Genomic DNA, 15253 nt, shown 5'->3' on the forward strand with positions numbered 1-15253 from the left:
CACGGCGTCCCTCACTTAAGAAATTTGGTTTTTTGACTGAATACATTATCTTCGGCCGTTCTTCCTATCGGTTTACTTTCACCGAAGTATTTAAGCTGTAACTTTCAATCGCCTGATCTAATGCGCAGAAGATAAATGCGGCTGCACTTTTCTGAAAATATGAACCTAGCCAAACGCTTGCTTTGTCCGCCTTGTGTGAATTTGACAGGCCTCCCTTCTCGCTGGTGCAGCGAATGGCGGCAAAGCGGGCTGCGCCCGCAGCATTGTGACGCCTGATCTAATGTCGGCAATGGGCCGTCTCAACGGCACCGCTCGTCAATTTAGATACAGACCGGACCGAAAATAGACGCCAGGCAGTTCAGTTCTCTATACGCGGCCCCAACACCCGCACCGGCAATTCCCGATCTGCAGGTTTGCCCCGCTTATGCGCGCGGATCCGCGCGACCTTTCCGTTCGAATAGTGTCTTTCATGCTCAGCGACCCAGTGCTCCACCGGTGTCGCGCGCCCAGAGGCTTGCGCCTGTTCGAACTGTCGCCGTGCCTCGCGCTCGATCAGGTGGCGTTCGCCAGCAGGCCCGATCTGAATTGTAACATGCGACCGGAGCGTTTCGGTCATCCAGGTTTTTCCGAATTTTCGTGCCGCCTTCGCCTGCGAGGTCGAGAGGCTTGGAGCTTCACGCGATAGTAGATCGTCCTCGCGCGCAGCCAGCGCCGCAAAAAGCATGAAACCAATCACCATCTCGTAGGTTAGATGACCTTTGTGCGTTTCTACGTGGTCCTTCAGTTCGTACTGCTGGTCGCCAGAAGCGAGTTGCGCACGTGACATTATGACATTGTTTTGAAGTTGCCAGTTCGCGCTGTCGAATTCGGGGCGGCCACCTTGCGATTTGTTCAGAACCAGAGTGAGGGGCGAGTCCAAGAAAATGCGATCAGTCATGGCAGAAAATAGCCGTACGGTCATCGTGTCCGGAGACCGATTGTCGAATAAGAACCCTTGTTGATGCCTGTTGCTGAGCTCCTTCTCGCCCATGGTTGTCAGGCCTCGCGCAATGCGGTCCTCCCAGAGTTTTCGGCTGTCATATTCGACCCAAACCAAGTCCTGCGGGAAATCAACTTCGCGGACGTAACCTTGGATGTGAACTTCAGGCCGATCCTCCCATGGCATACCTTGGACGTCCATTCGCAGGCTATCGAGGTAGTTCGCAGCGCGGTGGTCGAGCAGGTAAATCCGGGCTGCAGCGAGATCGTTTAGAATACCTTGCCGTTGTGAGCGGGTTTCTTCTGTTGAACCCAAGCGAGCCAAGAGATCGTATTCGTCTCCGGATTGTCCGGTTTCGAGATAGCGCCCATACTGCAACGCGATTGTCTTGTAGAGGATCATCGTATTGCCCCAGAATAGAAACTGGCGAGAGATGGTCGACCCCTGCGCTGCCTCTCTTTTACGATCTAATGTCCCGCAAGCAAGCAATCGCTCTCTGTTTTCTACAGTCTAATATCTGGAGAAGGTTAAGGTCTTACCGTCCACTGAGCAGAGCGATTGCCGCAAGGACGACCAACTTCGGCTTTGCAGAAGCCGTAGTGCGGAACCACTCAACGCGACAAATGCCTATTTTGGGCCGGAAGCAATGTTTCTAACGATAGTCGAACGCAAGTATCGTGCGGCGCTCGATATGGAAAAACCTGTGATTCTCGAACGCTTCGAACGCGTACGCCATTCCCAAGACCGCCTTGTCCAGATTGCATTTTGAGGCTTGCTCTATCACACAAATCTCATCGCCGTATCCGCCGCTAAGATGAAGCGACCGGCCCATGCCTAGTTGGGTTCAACGGGCGTTTGGGTCAACGTTGTGACGGAAAAGTCAAACATCTCTGGCGTTTTATAGGTTGTCGGGCGACGCATAGTTTTGCCATTCATGATCGGCTAAGCTATTGATTTTGAACCGTGTGAAGGCGGGCTGTTACGCTGACTTTACCATTCACGACTCAAAGATTTTCCATTGCCGAACGCGGCCGTTCGATCTCGGCGCAGCAAATACCAAGAGAGCCCATTGCCGCCTTTGACCCAATTTATCGCATTAGCAAACGCAGCATGACGGCCGGCCCTGAACTGCCGTTGGACGACGGGTGCCGTCGCTGCGGTGCGGCCCGTCAGAGGAGACATTCGCTGCAGTAGCAAATTTTGGCGGCTGCCGAATTCACAGCCTGCGAAACAAGGCAGTCATAAGCGCCCCGTAGCGTTTCTGACAGCTTTCGGTACGCTCTTCGCGAAATGTTACAACAAGCTGGATATGCAGATTGCCGTGACCCAAAGCCCAATTCCAAAGCTGAGATGTGCAAAGACGCTCTTGCGCCGCGCAGCTCGTGGATCAGGCGTCAACCGTGCCGCCAACCCCGCTCCCATGCCCGGCTGAAGGATCAGAAAAGGCGCGAGCACTGTAAAAATTCCAAACGCAATCGCAGGCAGCAGGCTGGGCTCTTCAATCCAGCCCCGACCGACCACGGAAAGAAAACCCAGCGCGAACACGACGCCCGTCAGATAATGTGCGCTCCAGCCCAACAAACGCTCCGCCGGAACAGGGTCGCTGGCCATGATGGGCCTATGAACAAACCGCCCCTGTACCACATGGCCGAGCCAACGGCCCAACATCGCATAGTTGAGCGATTGCTGAGAGAAGATCAGCTTCTGGGAAAGGGCGACCATATCCATGAAGGCTGTCGCGCCTATGCCGATCAGAACCGCGCTGAAGAAAATTTCTGTTGTCATGGAGGTATCGACCTTAGTTTCTGTTGATGTTTTGCAGTGGATAGGCAACATGCAACTTCAAGTCCACTTGAGGTCAAGACCATGCTCGACATTTCTGAACTTTCTCGCGCAAGCGGATTTTCACCGTCAAAACTCCGCTATTATGAAGAGGTTGGCCTGATCCGGTCGGCGGGCCGAAGGGGGTTGAAGCGTCTCTATGAGGATGAGGTGAAGACGCGGATTTCCCTCATTTCTCTGGCGCAAACCGCCGGGTTTTCACTCGGCGAGATCAAAGAGACGATGGGTCCAGAAGGCAGGCCCGATCTGGATCGTACTGTTCTGGCAGCAAAGGCCGATGCAATTGACGTGAGGATCAAGGAACTGACGGCCTTACGGGACGGCCTTCGCCATGTCATGAATTGCACCGCCGAAAACCATCTGGATTGCCCTCGGTTTCAGCGCATCATCTGTGTTGCACTGACGAAGAAGCAGGGCGATGCGAAACGTTCTAAAAGGAATCCCAACAAAGGGTGAAGGGATTAAGCGTGGACCCCGATCCACCATTTCGGGGCTGTTGACGGGTCGAGATACTGGAACCACTGCCGCCCGGACGTGACGCGTTCCTGGTGTTTAGCGCGGTAATTCGCTGAATGGACAGACATCGTCCTCGAACGGAACATGCCGTCTCCGGAACGATGTTCCCTCGACGATCTCGGGGCGGCTGATCCGATCCATGCGAAAATGCCGGAAATCCTCACGGCTGGAATCCCAGGCTACGAGGTACCAGAGAGGCGGCAGGATGAGCATAGCTTGCGGTTCGACTTCGCGACTCGTCTCCGCGCCCTTGGCGTCCTGGTAGCCGTAGCGCAGGTTTTGCCGTTGCAGAAACGCGGTTTCGAAGGCAGGCAAAAGCGCCGGGTCAATAGTGCCCATGTCCGAGGTGTCCTGTTTGGGCGAAAGTTGTCCGACATGCAGACAGTCAAGGAACCTGCGCAGATCCCGCACCTTGTCCGACGGCAGGGCCTTCTCGATTTTGGCAAGCCCCGAGTCGGCGAGGCCCGAGAAGGGAAGGCTTCGCGATGCGCGCATGGCCGCCACACTGATAAGAAGCGCAAACACTTCTGTGACCGAGAGGCGGGCGGTGGTCTGCACAGATTGCGGATCGAGTTGCACGCCCCCTCCGCGCCCACATTCGGAATGGATGACAAAGCCCTGGTCGCGCAACGCCCCGATATCGCGCAATACTGTTCGTCTGGATGCACCGACCTGACAGGCCAGCTCATCGACCGTTGCTGTTCCGTTACGGCGAAGGGTGCGCACGATGGCATCATGACGGAGACGGATGTTCATTTATTCACCTTAGCACTTTTAGTGACAAATTTTGTCACCTTAGGGTTCTAAGCTGCTCCCGGACCACTCAGCAAGGAGAATGAACATGACGTCCCGAGATCAGAATACATCCAACGGTGCATTGCCGATCATCGTCAATCCACCGCATCTGCATGATCCCACGCCAAACGGCTACAGCACGGCAGTCGTGTCTCCTGCTGCGGGACGATTTGCCTTTGTTTCAGGACAGGGCGGACAGGATCAAAACGGTAACCTATCGCCGGAGTTCGGCAACCAGGTTGAGCAGGCCTACTCCAATCTGGCGGCGGTCCTCGACGCGCTCGGCGCTCTCCCCAAACAGGTCGTGAAGCTGACCGTGTTCGTGGTCGACCACGATATGTCGAAGCTCGGCGTGCTGACTGAAAACGTGAAGCGTATGTTCGGCGGTACCCTGCCCGCGCAAACGCTGATCTCCGTTCCGAAGCTTGCCATCGACCCGATGCTCTTCGAAGTCGAGGCTGTCGTGCTTTTGGATTGAGCGCTCGATTGCGGCGGCGACTTGCCGCCGCAATCACAAGCGCGACCTAGTTTGCGAAGTGGAAGCCGACGTTCGCAAACTGCGCAGCATCGGTTACTATTGGGCTCGATGCTGACGCCGGAGCTATCGTGGCATCTATTCGACTGCCCGACCTCGCTCAGGTGTGAGCGACCCTTTCATGCCGTTGGCCACAACGTCGTGTGCTGCGGTGCAGCGTCCCCAGAACGGACTTTCGCACTCGGCGTAGCAAGCGGGTCGGTTTTCAGAATGGAATCTGCAATTTGGTACTTTCAGTGCAACTGAGCGTGAACCAGAAATCCTTCGACTTTATCTTCACCAATAGCGCGCAAGGCTTCTAGCCGGTGATATCCTTCGACAAGAATGTAGCCGCCGCCTTTATCGGCGCGCAGGCGTATGGGCGTGGTTTGGCCGTTTTCGAGGATATCGTAAGCGATGGCATCGACTTTGGCGGGATCCAGAGTTTTCCTGCGTTTGATGGGAATGCGAACGTCGGCAATGGCAAATTTCTCTTTTACAGGCATGACATCAAATTGCACGGGAGAGCAGCATTTAGGCAAGCACTTGCGCTGCGATATCCACGAATTTCTAAATTTGTCTCATGGAGCCACTAGCTAACAGCCTATGTATATCGGTCATGAGTTCGTAAATTACCGAGCTTTTGGTCAAATCGAAGGCATCTTTTTGACGGCCCTAACAGGTCAAATGATACGCTGCAGCTCAAAAGAAGCTAACTTCAGTCGATAATGCAGCAATGGTGTATCACAAACAAATGCTAGGCGGACTTTACCACCAAACAACAATTCACAAAGATGTCTGTTTTTAAGAACTAAGCTATGTCAGCGAAGCAAAGAACGCGTCCAGAATTTCGAGGTGATCCTCGGGATCGTCACCCTCTGAAACGGCGAGCGCAGCCCTGTCAAAAAGCGCGGAGAGTTGGACGGTCAGGGCATTGATCGGCAGATGTTTAATCTGCCGTGTCTCCATCGCTTCTTCGAGGCCCAATCGCAATGTGTCGGCCGAGGTTTTCCGGTCAATCTTGTCGAGCTCCACTTGCCCAAGGACAGCCGGGCCATCAAGTAACATGATCCGAACGCGGCCCTTGTCCGACATCGCCTTTAAATAGCCACGGCTACCCTGCCGCAAGGCATCAACCGCAGATGCTGGTTCTGCCATTGCGAACGCCGTTATCTCGCCAGCGACAGCAACATACTCTTCTCTAACAACTGCACGAAAGAGCGCTGCTTTGTCCTCGAAGTGATGATAGAGCGCACCGCGCGTGACCCCTGCCGTCTTTACGATCTCAGGTGTTGACGTTTCGGCATACCCTTTGTCGGAAAACAGCTTTCTCGCAGCGCTCACAAGGGCGGACCGGGTTGCTTCCGTGCGCGCCTGATTAGAACGGGCTTCATTTTTCTGTTGCATGCATACAGCCTGTATGTTTATAAACTACCTACATACAGACTGTATGTATCATGAGTAGGAGAAGCAACATGAAATGCACCCAGTATTACCCAGTGATCCAGACCAATGATGTCGCAACGACAAAAGCGTTCTATGTCGACAATTTCCGTTTCAACGTAAGCTTCGATGCAGAATGGTACTGCCATCTTCAATCAAGTGAAGATCCGAAGGTTAACATCGCAATCCTCAAAGGAGATCACGACACTATCCCGACCGAGGGGCGCGGTACGATCAATGGCCTGATCCTGAATTTCGAGGTCGAGGATGTCGATGCCGAGTTCCAACGTGTTCAGACTGCGGGGTTGCCCATCCTAAAGACATTGACGGATGAAGACTTCGGCCAACGGCACTTTATCACGCACGATCCCAACGGGGTTTTGATAGATGTCATCAAACCAATTTCGCCGGTCGGCCAATTCGTCGATCAGTATGCGTCCGAAGCGCTGCCCCCATAGAATGCCAAGGTAAGTTGCGATACCGGCCTCTTCCTGCCGGTTCTCGCATTCAACTACAAACATTCGCACATCGCGCAGCTTCGATCACAAGGGCTCTTGACCGACCACCGAAGCTCAGCGGCGTTTGTGGCCAAGGAGACCCCTACGCAGTCGTTCACGGTCATCTCTTGCCGACAGCTACAACAACTGATCGCCATTTGGATTATGAGTTCGAAAAGAATTCCGTGACAGTGTCGATGATCATCTCATGCTTGGCAGCACGCGCTGCGCCGCCATCTGAACAGATGATCTCGTCTCCCGGTTCTTCTTTTGCCAGAAGCTCGTAACCTCCGGGCTTGCAGCGACCGAGGAAATCAAAATGCGATAGCGTTTCTGGTTCGATGTAGCGTGAATTACTTTCTGGTAGGGCCGCAATCAGCGCGCGGGATTCAATGTCGAGCGTCAGACCCGAATTCATAATCGGTGCCCCAAAGACCAACATGGGCCGGTCAATTTGACGGATGCTTGTCTCGGAAAAGCTTTGTGTTCCGCCAAGATCAAAAACGGCAAATGCTTTGATCCGGCGATCGGACAGGTCGGCCTCCATTTGAACGCGATCTTTGGGTGTTTGTGCGATTTTCCAATCCGAAAGGATGCGACAAGCCAACTCGTCTGGCTGAGTGTCACAAAACCTCTTTAGCCCGGCCGCGTCGTAGCGCGCGCCGGCCAAGGCAACAGCCGTGAACCCACCCAGTGAATGTCCCGCCATGTAGATTCTGTTTGGATCGACATATCGTGCAAAGTCTGCCGATCCGATTGCATGGTCAATGACACGGGAGATATCCTTCGGCCGCTCCCACAATTGCCGAGTATGATCGGGGTCGCGGGACCAGGTTGATGTGCCAGGGTGGCTAATGGCGGCCACAATGTATCCGCGCTGTGCCAAGGCATTGGCGAGCCAAGCCTGATTGTATGCATTGCCAAACATTCCGTGCGACAAGACAACAAGGGGGAACTGTTTCGTTGCCGGAACTGCATCCTTTACAACCTTGTTGCCTACCCAAACCTCGCTTTCAAAATCGTAGGTCACGGGGTTTATGGCGTCCGTCGGATACCAAAGAAATCCGGAAAGATCACGTTTCCCTACTACGTCTGGGATCTCCAACTCAGTCATAGCAGGCTGATAGGACTGAGCCTGTGCAACACCACCACAGGCGGCCAAGACTCCGGCAAGTAGATATGAGAAATGTCTCATTGAAAGTTCCGATCATCATTCAGGGTGGGATCGAATCTGGGCCATAGGTCTATTTGAAACAATACGTTGCACAGTCTATATCTGTCCTTGATCCTGATCCAGGACAGGTGGTGATAGAAAGAGGTCAAATGGACAGCCCCGGGTTGATCAGTTTCCCTTTGCCACTGGCGACTGCCTTGCTTTGCTGTGTGCTTGCCATTCTGGCGTGGCGTTTGGATCTGGGTCTTCGGCGCGCCAACCTATTTTTCTCGGCCTTTTTTGGGTTAGGCGCATTCTCGTCTTTGTTGGTCGGTTTGCGATTTGGATATGGGGTCGAGGATTTGATCCCTATGCAACGCACGCTACCCCTGTTTCTGGGGCCGTTAATGTATCTTGGCTTCGCCTCCATGGCCGTCGACAAGGGCGGCATTGCCAAGATCACTCTGTTGCATTTGGGCGCGCCTTTCTTGCTGATCGGGTTGTTTCTGCTCTTCGCCACCGATCTGAGAATTCTGGATTGGGTCATCAGTGGAAGCTATATATTTTATAGCGGTGTCCTCTATCTGCTTTGGCGAAAGGGCCCCGACGCTTTGAGTCATGCGCGGGTCGATGCATCCCGCCACCTTTCCGATTGGCTTCTACGCGGCATCGGATTTCTCGTTTTCATATTGATTTTGGACAGTGCGATCGCATTCGATTTTGCGATCACCGGGGGGGCCAATGCCTCAAAGCTGATCTCTTATGGGACAATTCCTTTGATCCTGCTTCTTCTTGTAACGCTAGTCACGCTCCCATTGATGTTCTCCAAGGTGCAGATTGTGGCGACGACAGTGCCAGATGCCAACACCGAAGACACCGAAATCGCGGCTCGTCTACAGAGATTGATGGATGAGCAGCGGCTGTATCTGGACCCTGATATTACTGTCCAACGACTTGCCAGACGCCTGAGTCTTCCAGCCCGCATCTTGTCGTCTGCCATCAACAAGACTCAGCGAACCAACATGTCGCAATATGTGAACAGGTTTCGATTGACACATGCAGCCCGACTACTTGCAGACACTGATACAAGTGTCGCAAAAATCGCAGCTGAGTCCGGGTTCCTGACGCGGTCTAACTTTTATCGTGAGTTCCAGCGGGTCTACGGGCAATCACCAATCGAGTATCGAACACAAAGCAAAGCAGAGAAGAAATCATCGACAAATATCTAAGAAAGTTTGGACTTAATATGATCCAACTCAGCGTTAATACCCGATCCGAGGTCAATCATTAGTGAACTCGGCCCAGAGCCGACTTTGAGCGCCATGACGAGATGCTGCGGTCGCAGCCCGCATAGCCGCCATTCGCCGCTCCGCCGAAATCGAGTGATGCTTGAATTCACAATTGCCGGGACAAAGCTGTCGTTACCTCAGACAGGGGGAAAGTCCGCATTGCCAATCGAGGTAGCATTTACAAACGCGAGGCGCAGCCCTGAAGGCCGGCAGGTAGCACCAGCCAAGCTCCGTGTTGGTACAGTTGAAATGCGAGATCTGCATCGTCTGATGCCAACGTCACACTGAACGGTGTGGCAGCCAACACTGCCACATCTTCCGGTATATCCACCAAGAAATCTTGACCCGGAAACAGCACCAATGCGGCCGGGGCATCGTCGCTGAGCAGCGTTACTCCAATAAGGATGCCGACCCATCCAAACACGAGCAGCGTGATTGCCAGAAATGTGCCTCTAGTAGTCATGGATATGTTCCAGACGCTCTCTGCCACCATCCAAGGCACGCAGGTCTGAAGCGAGATCGGCAACGTCAGTCAATATCAGGTGGCGATAATTGTCAAAACCCTGTCGGGCATCGCTGTAGATTGCTTTCGGATGTTCAGCAGCATCGGATACGATAGAGAACATGATGTCGTCATTTCCGGCAATTTCGATAAATTCTACACCAACATTCGACATATCCTGCATTAAATGTGTCAGCGCGCGGTAGCGCACCGTTTCGATTTCGATCCCGGAACCTGTATCGCCGATGACAGTCACACCGTCGAGGCGCGCCAGTGTTTCGGGCGTTGCACCATCGACAATCATCCGCAGGGTCAGTGCGTCGGCACCGACTTCTGACACCGCTGCCGCGATGATCTCGGCGTAGGCTGCTTTCGCGCGGTATTCGATACCCAGCGCAATCTGGCGCTCGCGATCCCTGAGGTTTTGTGTGCCATTATCCGTAAGAGCCTGGGCATCGGCCCGGAAGTCCCATTTGTACCACGGGACCTGCTGAAGGAACTCCGCATAGTCCCTGGCCTGCCGAGCTGAAACGTCATCAAGTGGTGCCCGGTTCTGGCCGCGTAGCACCGCAAAGAGACGACCCAGAGTCTCCTCGTATGCGGCCTTTGCCAACAGTTCTGCTGTGAAGCTGACGCCGATCACGTAAACCATTTGCTTCGTCGCGCTATCCTCTGGCCCAAGTTGGCCCGCGGCCTTTGACAGCGTGCACAGTGACCCCCAGAAACCGGCAATCCCGGTGGTAAATTGGTAATCATGGGGGTCACTCGCTTGGAGGACACGCGCATAGTCCTCATACGCGTGAACGATATGCCACTCTGGATAGGTCATAAGGGTGCGGGATTCCAAACGGTGATGGTCTGGCTCCAGGATCGTTTGCGATGCATTCGGATCGCCTGTCGGGCGGCACATGACTTCTGAATAGGCCACCGGTGAAAGGAGGCCAACCACAACCATGACAAGAACCACGGCCAGCCGTTTGAGCCACCGCCAGAAGAACCTCATACCCGGCGCCCGATGTTTGTGAACCCAGCCCACACGGCCAAGGCCCCGAGCGCCAAATGAGGCACGTTCGCAAGCACCCTGCCCAGGGAAAAGTCCAGACCCGCCGAGGCGTTCGTAAAGATGCCAAGGTCGAGGTAGCCATAGCCAGTAAAGAACCCAAACACTCCATCGCCGAGATAGGCGATGCCAAACAGGATCATGAACGTACGCGCTGCACGATGGGACAATAGCCCGGCGATCAACGCCCATAATGCAGAGGCAACATGCAGGGCATCGTCATAGATATCGAGCGCGAAAATCCCGAACGCGAGCCCGTCCTCGTTTGTCAGCCCCGGAATGTAGTTCAGTGACGCGGCGATCATCAGCACCACGAAATAGACGAGGCAGAGTTTCTGCATGGATGTCATAGCTGCTCCAGATAGCTGTCCCAAAGATTACTGCGCAGGATCAGCTGCGGATCCAACTCGCGCTTATTCGCCGTAAAGTTGGCTGCACCCGGATAAATTCGGGCCAGTTGATCAAGGCGCGCGTGGGGTCGGTATGGCAGATAATAAGCACCGCCGTCTTGCGCGATACGTTCAATCAGCGCTTCGGTCATCCGCCTCATATCGGCTTCGGCACGTTCGGTCATCTCTTGACTGAAAGACATCACCGCAGCAATGCGCGGCGTCGTGGCATAGGACAGGTCGCTTTGATCATCCTGCGCCACATAGCGGAGCGTCACGTTCAAGAATTCTTGGTACGAGGCCGGGATCACGTCGCGACAGGCCGTCAGAAACGCATCGAACGCATCAAAACTGACAAAGTACTCATGCAAGATGTCGGTGCGATCCGGGTTGCGGTCATCGAGCGTCACAACCGGTTCGTTGATCAACGAATTGCGGGTCACTTCCCCGTCACCAATCGCGGGCCCGAGGGTGGTTTCATTCCACCAGCGGAATGACTTCATCGTCTCGTTACCCAGCTGCGTGCGGTAGAGGCGGCTTGCTACATGCGACATCCAGCCTGACCCGCTTGCTGGCGGCAGCGCGGTTTGATCATCGGTCTGGCGATAGGTGATCAACAATGCCTGTTCAAAGAAGGACGCCCGTTCAACGTTCAGACGACCATAGGCCATCGTGACAGCGGGCTCTTCAATGGCGGCCTGGAAGGCGGCGGGAAATGCGCTGGCGGCCATAGTTTCGAAGGTCGGAACAAGGCGCGCATTGGACACCATGCCGACTTCAAGATCCAGGATCACTCCAACAAGCCCATAGCCCCCCATGGCCATATTGAAGAGGTCCGCGTTCTGTTCAGGCGAGCAAGTCACCAGATCGCCGGACGGCAGGATCATGCGCAGTGACCGAACCGTGGCCCCCATGGGTCCGTAGGGCACGGGCCAACCATGTGCGTTGACAGAAAACGTCGCGGCCACGCCAAAGTCATTGTTGGATTGCATGACTGTGGGCGACCAGCCATTCGGGTCGAGCGCGGCAATCACTTGGGACCAACGCGCCCCGGCATGAACCCTGTAGCTTTGGCTTGCGCTGTCAATTTCTACTGTACCATTGTCGAATGTCACGGCGGTTCCATCCCTCGGAATGGCCTGCCCGCCCATCGAATGCCGCGCCGCACCCACGTTGAAAGCCCTGTTTGCAGAGGCTGCCTCTGCCAGTTCCTTTCGAATGGCCGCGATCAAGGCATCGTCTGCATTTTCCGACAGCACCAGATGCTTGTGGATCGGCGTGGATGAGAGCCCGCTCGCGTCGTTCATGACTGTTCCGGTCGGCGGTTGGTCCAATCTCGTGGTGCCGTCCAGAACAGGCAGATCGCTGTTGAATGTGCGGGCTGCGGCCCAACCCGCCGCCGCGCCGCCAAGGACCAGGGCTGACCGCCGGGTGATGGACTTCATTTCTGTTCACGCTCCTCTTTGTGGGATTGCGTCATTGGCTGCAGCGCATCGATAAGCGCGGCAGCAAACTCTGCAGGTGCCTCAAGGTGAGGGATGTGGCCGACATCTGTGAGGACCGTTATCGTTGCGCCCGGGATGAGCGATGCGAGCTCTTTACCTTGAAATACAGGGGTCACACTATCTTCGGTCCCCCAAATTAAGGCAACTGGCACGTCGAGCGACGTCCAATTGGCAGGATCCAGACTCAATGCATCGTTCGGAGTTGTGAATAGTTCCGGGATCCAGTCGGATACAACTTGCGTATAGTTTTCCCGGACCATTGGTTCCTGTAACATCGCCACCACCTCAGGCGACGCCGCATCTGCCTGATACATGAAATCTTGCAAGAATTTTCGAGTTAGCAGTGGGTTCGTCGCTGTTGCAGAGGTCAAATACGGCCGGATGGTTGGATTGCGCAGAACAAACGGTGGCTGTTTTGGATCCGCCCGATCGTTCAACCCGATCGCCCCCGCAACAATTACAAAACCAGAGACCAGATCGGGGCGTTGCAGCACAGCCTCGGACACCGGTCCTGCCCCAACTGAATGGGCCACCACAACGGGTTGGTCACCTAGCGTCTCCAACAATGCAACGATGCGGTCAGCCTGCGCCGACCTGCTATAGTCGGTTCCTTCTGGATACTCAGACCAGCCAAAGGGTGGCATATCGAAAGCGGTTGAATGATAGCCGCTCTTTGAAACCGCGTTCATCGTTTCACGCCAAATCGCTGACCATGCCGCTGTTCCATGTGCAAACAAAACGCGAGGAGTTCCTGCCTCTCCGGCTTCGAGCACAAAAAACGAGCCTTCAGGTGTTTCCAGAAGCCGCCCATCATCCGGTAATCCGGCCGCAAATGGCAAAGCTTCACGGTGATAAGCTGCCCATCGGAACGCCAAAATCGCAACAACGCAAAGTGTCACAAGAGAGGCAACAATCCAAACAATCCATCTGTTCATAAATCTTAGTACTCAATTCATCTCAAAATCCACAATCGCATCACTCAGGTCAAAGACAAGTGGGGATTTCCTTATTTATGTCCCCGATCTGGATTATCAGACGACTACATCTCACCTCCGGCATGCGAAGATGCCAGAACGGCCATTCGGATGATCCGCAGCATTTGTCAGATTGGGCTCATTCCGGACCCAAGAGGCCTTGCGGCAGAGGCCCCTGCCCCGCTATCAACTGATCACGCGGACGGCCCAAAGCCGACCTCCACGACCTGGTCGACGAGCTGCGGTGCGGCCCGTCATAGGAGACATTCGCTGCGGCTGCGCGATGCTGATGGCTCGATCACATACAATGCGTAGCCGTTGATTAGCATCGCGACGCCAGCAGAAGACACCAGTTCAACGAACCTTTTCGACCAGGAAATCAATCATGGCACGCGTTTTTGCTGGCAGATTGTCACGGCTGGCATAGATCACATGAACGCCAAGCGGTGGGTTTTCAAACGCTGTCAGGATGGGAACCAGAGTTCCCGCGTCCAGTTCAGCTTGACATGAGATTTCCGGAAGACGGGTAACCCCGCGGCCTGCAAGGGCAAGCACTTTTTCGGTGTGTGCATCGTCACATCGTATCCTTGGTGAAATTGGCACGGTGATCACCTCTCCGCCCGGGCCCATGTATGTCCAGCTTTGCGTTATTCCGTGAAATGAGAAATCAATCAGCTCATGGTCTTTCAGGTCATTTGGGTGATGCGGTGTGCCATTGCGTTTCAGGTAGGACGGGGATGCCACAGTAAGACCCCGAGTGCGCAGGATCTCCCGGGCCACCAGATCAGACGACGGGAGGGTCCCAATTCGCACCAGTAAATCGATCCCTTCGCCGATCAGGTCGGAATGGCGTTCAGAAATGTCCAGATGCAGGTCTACGTCAGGATATCGGTCAAGAAATTCGGGCAACCATTGATTTAGCCAACCGTGGGCAAAGACCACCGGAACGCTCAACCGCAATTCCCCGAAGGGCCGGTCACCTATCGAATGCAACCGGTCTTGCAAGGCGTGGGCATCTTCCACAATCCGTCGGGCGTTTTCATAATAGACGCGCCCGGATTCCGTCAGGCTGAGCCGCCGTGTTGTCCGGTTTAAAAGCCGCGTCCCCAACCGCGTTTCAAGCCGGGCAATTTCCTTGCTGACATGGCTGGGGGTGTGTCCCAGCAATTTTGCAGCCGCACTCATGCTGTCTTGCGTCACCACGGCGCAGAACAGAACCATGCCGTCAAAGAGGTCTTTATTATGATCCATCTGGAATAAATATAGTTCCAACTGAAGTATTAATATTTGTTACAGGCAAAGTTACCTTTGTTGCAAGCAAAGGAAAGGCACAGCCATGTTGGATATCAGAAATTTCGATCACATCGGCATCCGCATCAGCAACCGCATCGCGTCTGTTTCGTTTTATGAACTGTTAGGATTCGAACAGATCGCTGACGGCGGTTATGACGACGGCCATCCGCTGGTGATGCTGCACCCGTCCGGGATCAACATCAATTTGCTTGGACCCGCCACCGCGAAAGCCGGTGAAAACGTCCTGATGGATGAGGTCGAAAAATACCCCGGCATCACCCATCTGGCCGTAAAGGTGAAAGACGCCGAAGCGACCGAAGCCTTTGTCATCGAAAACGGCATCGCAATCACCGGGCGGCGTGAATTCCGGGGCACCAAAACCATCTTCATACGCGATCCGGATCGCAACGTGCTTGAGCTTGTCGGCCCAGGACCATCAGTTGCGCAACTGATTGCCGAGCATGTGCACGCCTAACCCCCATACCTCTAAAGGAGCAACTCT

General features: G+C 54.5%; 17 protein-coding genes. 5 read left to right on the plus strand and 12 right to left on the minus strand.

Annotation, left to right across the window (positions count from 1 at the left end):
• Nucleotides 1–358 precede the first annotated feature (358 nt).
• Both JT51_RS10425 and JT51_RS10435 read right to left on the minus strand, forming a co-directional pair.
• A complete protein-coding gene (locus tag JT51_RS10425; protein ID WP_037311530.1) occupies nucleotides 359–1381 on the minus strand; it encodes a hypothetical protein in 1023 nt (340 codons plus the stop codon).
• Between the two features lie 891 nt (nucleotides 1382–2272).
• Nucleotides 2273–2815, minus strand: coding sequence for a DUF2938 domain-containing protein (locus JT51_RS10435; protein ID WP_235216150.1), 543 nt, complete (start codon nucleotides 2813–2815; stop codon nucleotides 2273–2275).
• A gap of 30 nt (nucleotides 2816–2845) precedes the next feature.
• Here JT51_RS10435 and JT51_RS10440 point away from each other — a divergent pair, with 30 nt between their 5' ends.
• Nucleotides 2846–3277 carry a helix-turn-helix domain-containing protein gene (locus JT51_RS10440; protein ID WP_037311539.1) on the plus strand — a complete coding sequence of 144 codons (432 nt, stop codon included), beginning with the start codon at nucleotides 2846–2848 and terminating at the stop codon, nucleotides 3275–3277.
• A 96-nt stretch (nucleotides 3278–3373) separates the two neighbouring features.
• On the opposite strand, the gene JT51_RS10445 is transcribed toward JT51_RS10440, so the two are convergent.
• Nucleotides 3374–4093: a helix-turn-helix transcriptional regulator gene (locus JT51_RS10445; RefSeq protein ID WP_037311543.1), complete on the minus strand. Its 720-nt coding sequence runs from the start codon at nucleotides 4091–4093 to the stop codon at nucleotides 3374–3376.
• 85 nt (nucleotides 4094–4178) lie between these two features.
• Between JT51_RS10445 and JT51_RS10450 the strand changes: the two genes are divergently transcribed.
• Entirely contained in the window at nucleotides 4179–4610 is a 432-nt protein-coding gene (locus JT51_RS10450; RefSeq protein WP_152563326.1) for a RidA family protein, read from the plus strand.
• 290 nt (nucleotides 4611–4900) lie between these two features.
• On the opposite strand, the gene JT51_RS10455 is transcribed toward JT51_RS10450, so the two are convergent.
• The gene (locus tag JT51_RS10455; RefSeq protein WP_235216151.1) at nucleotides 4901–5167 is read right to left on the minus strand and encodes a ParB N-terminal domain-containing protein; all 267 of its coding nucleotides are present in this window, start codon (nucleotides 5165–5167) and stop codon (nucleotides 4901–4903) included.
• A 295-nt stretch (nucleotides 5168–5462) separates the two neighbouring features.
• Nucleotides 5463–6053 (minus strand): TetR/AcrR family transcriptional regulator, encoded by a 591-nt coding sequence (locus tag JT51_RS10460; protein WP_037311549.1) that lies wholly within the window; start codon nucleotides 6051–6053, stop codon nucleotides 5463–5465.
• Nucleotides 6054–6121: 68 nt separating this feature from the next.
• On the opposite strand from JT51_RS10460, the gene JT51_RS10465 reads away from it, so the two are divergent.
• Complete coding sequence (locus JT51_RS10465; protein WP_037311551.1) at nucleotides 6122–6547, plus strand: VOC family protein; 426 nt, start codon at nucleotides 6122–6124, stop codon at nucleotides 6545–6547.
• Between the two features lie 202 nt (nucleotides 6548–6749).
• Here JT51_RS10465 and JT51_RS10470 read toward each other — a convergent pair whose 3' ends face one another.
• On the minus strand, nucleotides 6750–7781 hold the full coding sequence (locus JT51_RS10470) for an alpha/beta hydrolase family protein (protein WP_037311553.1): 1032 nt from the start codon (nucleotides 7779–7781) through the stop codon (nucleotides 6750–6752).
• Nucleotides 7782–7909: 128 nt separating this feature from the next.
• Here JT51_RS10470 and JT51_RS10475 point away from each other — a divergent pair, with 128 nt between their 5' ends.
• Entirely contained in the window at nucleotides 7910–8968 is a 1059-nt protein-coding gene (locus tag JT51_RS10475; RefSeq protein WP_037311555.1) for a helix-turn-helix transcriptional regulator, read from the plus strand.
• Between the two features lie 238 nt (nucleotides 8969–9206).
• Here the strand turns inward: JT51_RS10475 and JT51_RS10480 are convergent, their stop codons facing one another.
• The 6 genes from JT51_RS10480 to JT51_RS10505 form a co-directional block, all read right to left on the minus strand.
• Complete coding sequence (locus JT51_RS10480; protein ID WP_037311557.1) at nucleotides 9207–9491, minus strand: hypothetical protein; 285 nt, start codon at nucleotides 9489–9491, stop codon at nucleotides 9207–9209.
• Entirely contained in the window at nucleotides 9481–10533 is a 1053-nt protein-coding gene (locus JT51_RS10485) for a hypothetical protein (protein ID WP_037311560.1), read from the minus strand. The genes JT51_RS10480 and JT51_RS10485 overlap by 11 nt, the downstream gene beginning before the upstream one ends.
• Complete coding sequence (locus JT51_RS10490; protein WP_037311562.1) at nucleotides 10530–10940, minus strand: membrane protein; 411 nt, start codon at nucleotides 10938–10940, stop codon at nucleotides 10530–10532. The genes JT51_RS10485 and JT51_RS10490 overlap by 4 nt, the downstream gene beginning before the upstream one ends.
• On the minus strand, nucleotides 10937–12424 hold the full coding sequence (locus JT51_RS10495) for an FAD-binding oxidoreductase (RefSeq protein WP_037311564.1): 1488 nt from the start codon (nucleotides 12422–12424) through the stop codon (nucleotides 10937–10939). The genes JT51_RS10490 and JT51_RS10495 overlap by 4 nt, the downstream gene beginning before the upstream one ends.
• On the minus strand, nucleotides 12421–13419 hold the full coding sequence (locus tag JT51_RS10500; protein ID WP_037311566.1) for an alpha/beta fold hydrolase: 999 nt from the start codon (nucleotides 13417–13419) through the stop codon (nucleotides 12421–12423). Before JT51_RS10500 ends, JT51_RS10495 begins: the two co-directional genes overlap by 4 nt.
• A 393-nt stretch (nucleotides 13420–13812) precedes the next feature.
• Complete coding sequence (locus JT51_RS10505) at nucleotides 13813–14709, minus strand: LysR family transcriptional regulator (RefSeq protein ID WP_037311567.1); 897 nt, start codon at nucleotides 14707–14709, stop codon at nucleotides 13813–13815.
• An 85-nt stretch (nucleotides 14710–14794) separates the two neighbouring features.
• On the opposite strand from JT51_RS10505, the gene JT51_RS10510 reads away from it, so the two are divergent.
• Nucleotides 14795–15226 (plus strand): VOC family protein, encoded by a 432-nt coding sequence (locus JT51_RS10510; RefSeq protein WP_051927484.1) that lies wholly within the window; start codon nucleotides 14795–14797, stop codon nucleotides 15224–15226.
• Nucleotides 15227–15253 lie beyond the last annotated feature (27 nt).

It is taken from the genome of Ruegeria halocynthiae (genome assembly GCF_000743705.1).
GTDB classification, from domain to species: domain Bacteria; phylum Pseudomonadota; class Alphaproteobacteria; order Rhodobacterales; family Rhodobacteraceae; genus Ruegeria; species Ruegeria halocynthiae_B.

Coding starts and splice junctions, on each gene's coding strand:
- JT51_RS10510 (WP_051927484.1), top strand. CDS start 14,795: ATGTTGGATATCAGAAATTTCGATCACATCGGCATCCGCATCAGCAAC.
- JT51_RS10440 (WP_037311539.1), top strand. CDS start 2,846: ATGCTCGACATTTCTGAACTTTCTCGCGCAAGCGGATTTTCACCGTCA.
- JT51_RS10425 (WP_037311530.1), bottom strand. CDS start 1,381: ATGATCCTCTACAAGACAATCGCGTTGCAGTATGGGCGCTATCTCGAA.
- JT51_RS10450 (WP_152563326.1), top strand. CDS start 4,179: ATGACGTCCCGAGATCAGAATACATCCAACGGTGCATTGCCGATCATC.
- JT51_RS10485 (WP_037311560.1), bottom strand. CDS start 10,533: ATGAGGTTCTTCTGGCGGTGGCTCAAACGGCTGGCCGTGGTTCTTGTC.
- JT51_RS10435 (WP_235216150.1), bottom strand. CDS start 2,815: ATGTTGCCTATCCACTGCAAAACATCAACAGAAACTAAGGTCGATACC.
- JT51_RS10480 (WP_037311557.1), bottom strand. CDS start 9,491: ATGACTACTAGAGGCACATTTCTGGCAATCACGCTGCTCGTGTTTGGA.
- JT51_RS10495 (WP_037311564.1), bottom strand. CDS start 12,424: ATGAAGTCCATCACCCGGCGGTCAGCCCTGGTCCTTGGCGGCGCGGCG.
- JT51_RS10500 (WP_037311566.1), bottom strand. CDS start 13,419: ATGAACAGATGGATTGTTTGGATTGTTGCCTCTCTTGTGACACTTTGC.
- JT51_RS10460 (WP_037311549.1), bottom strand. CDS start 6,053: ATGCAACAGAAAAATGAAGCCCGTTCTAATCAGGCGCGCACGGAAGCA.
- JT51_RS10490 (WP_037311562.1), bottom strand. CDS start 10,940: ATGACATCCATGCAGAAACTCTGCCTCGTCTATTTCGTGGTGCTGATG.
- JT51_RS10505 (WP_037311567.1), bottom strand. CDS start 14,709: ATGGATCATAATAAAGACCTCTTTGACGGCATGGTTCTGTTCTGCGCC.
- JT51_RS10445 (WP_037311543.1), bottom strand. CDS start 4,093: ATGAACATCCGTCTCCGTCATGATGCCATCGTGCGCACCCTTCGCCGT.
- JT51_RS10475 (WP_037311555.1), top strand. CDS start 7,910: ATGGACAGCCCCGGGTTGATCAGTTTCCCTTTGCCACTGGCGACTGCC.
- JT51_RS10465 (WP_037311551.1), top strand. CDS start 6,122: ATGAAATGCACCCAGTATTACCCAGTGATCCAGACCAATGATGTCGCA.
- JT51_RS10470 (WP_037311553.1), bottom strand. CDS start 7,781: ATGAGACATTTCTCATATCTACTTGCCGGAGTCTTGGCCGCCTGTGGT.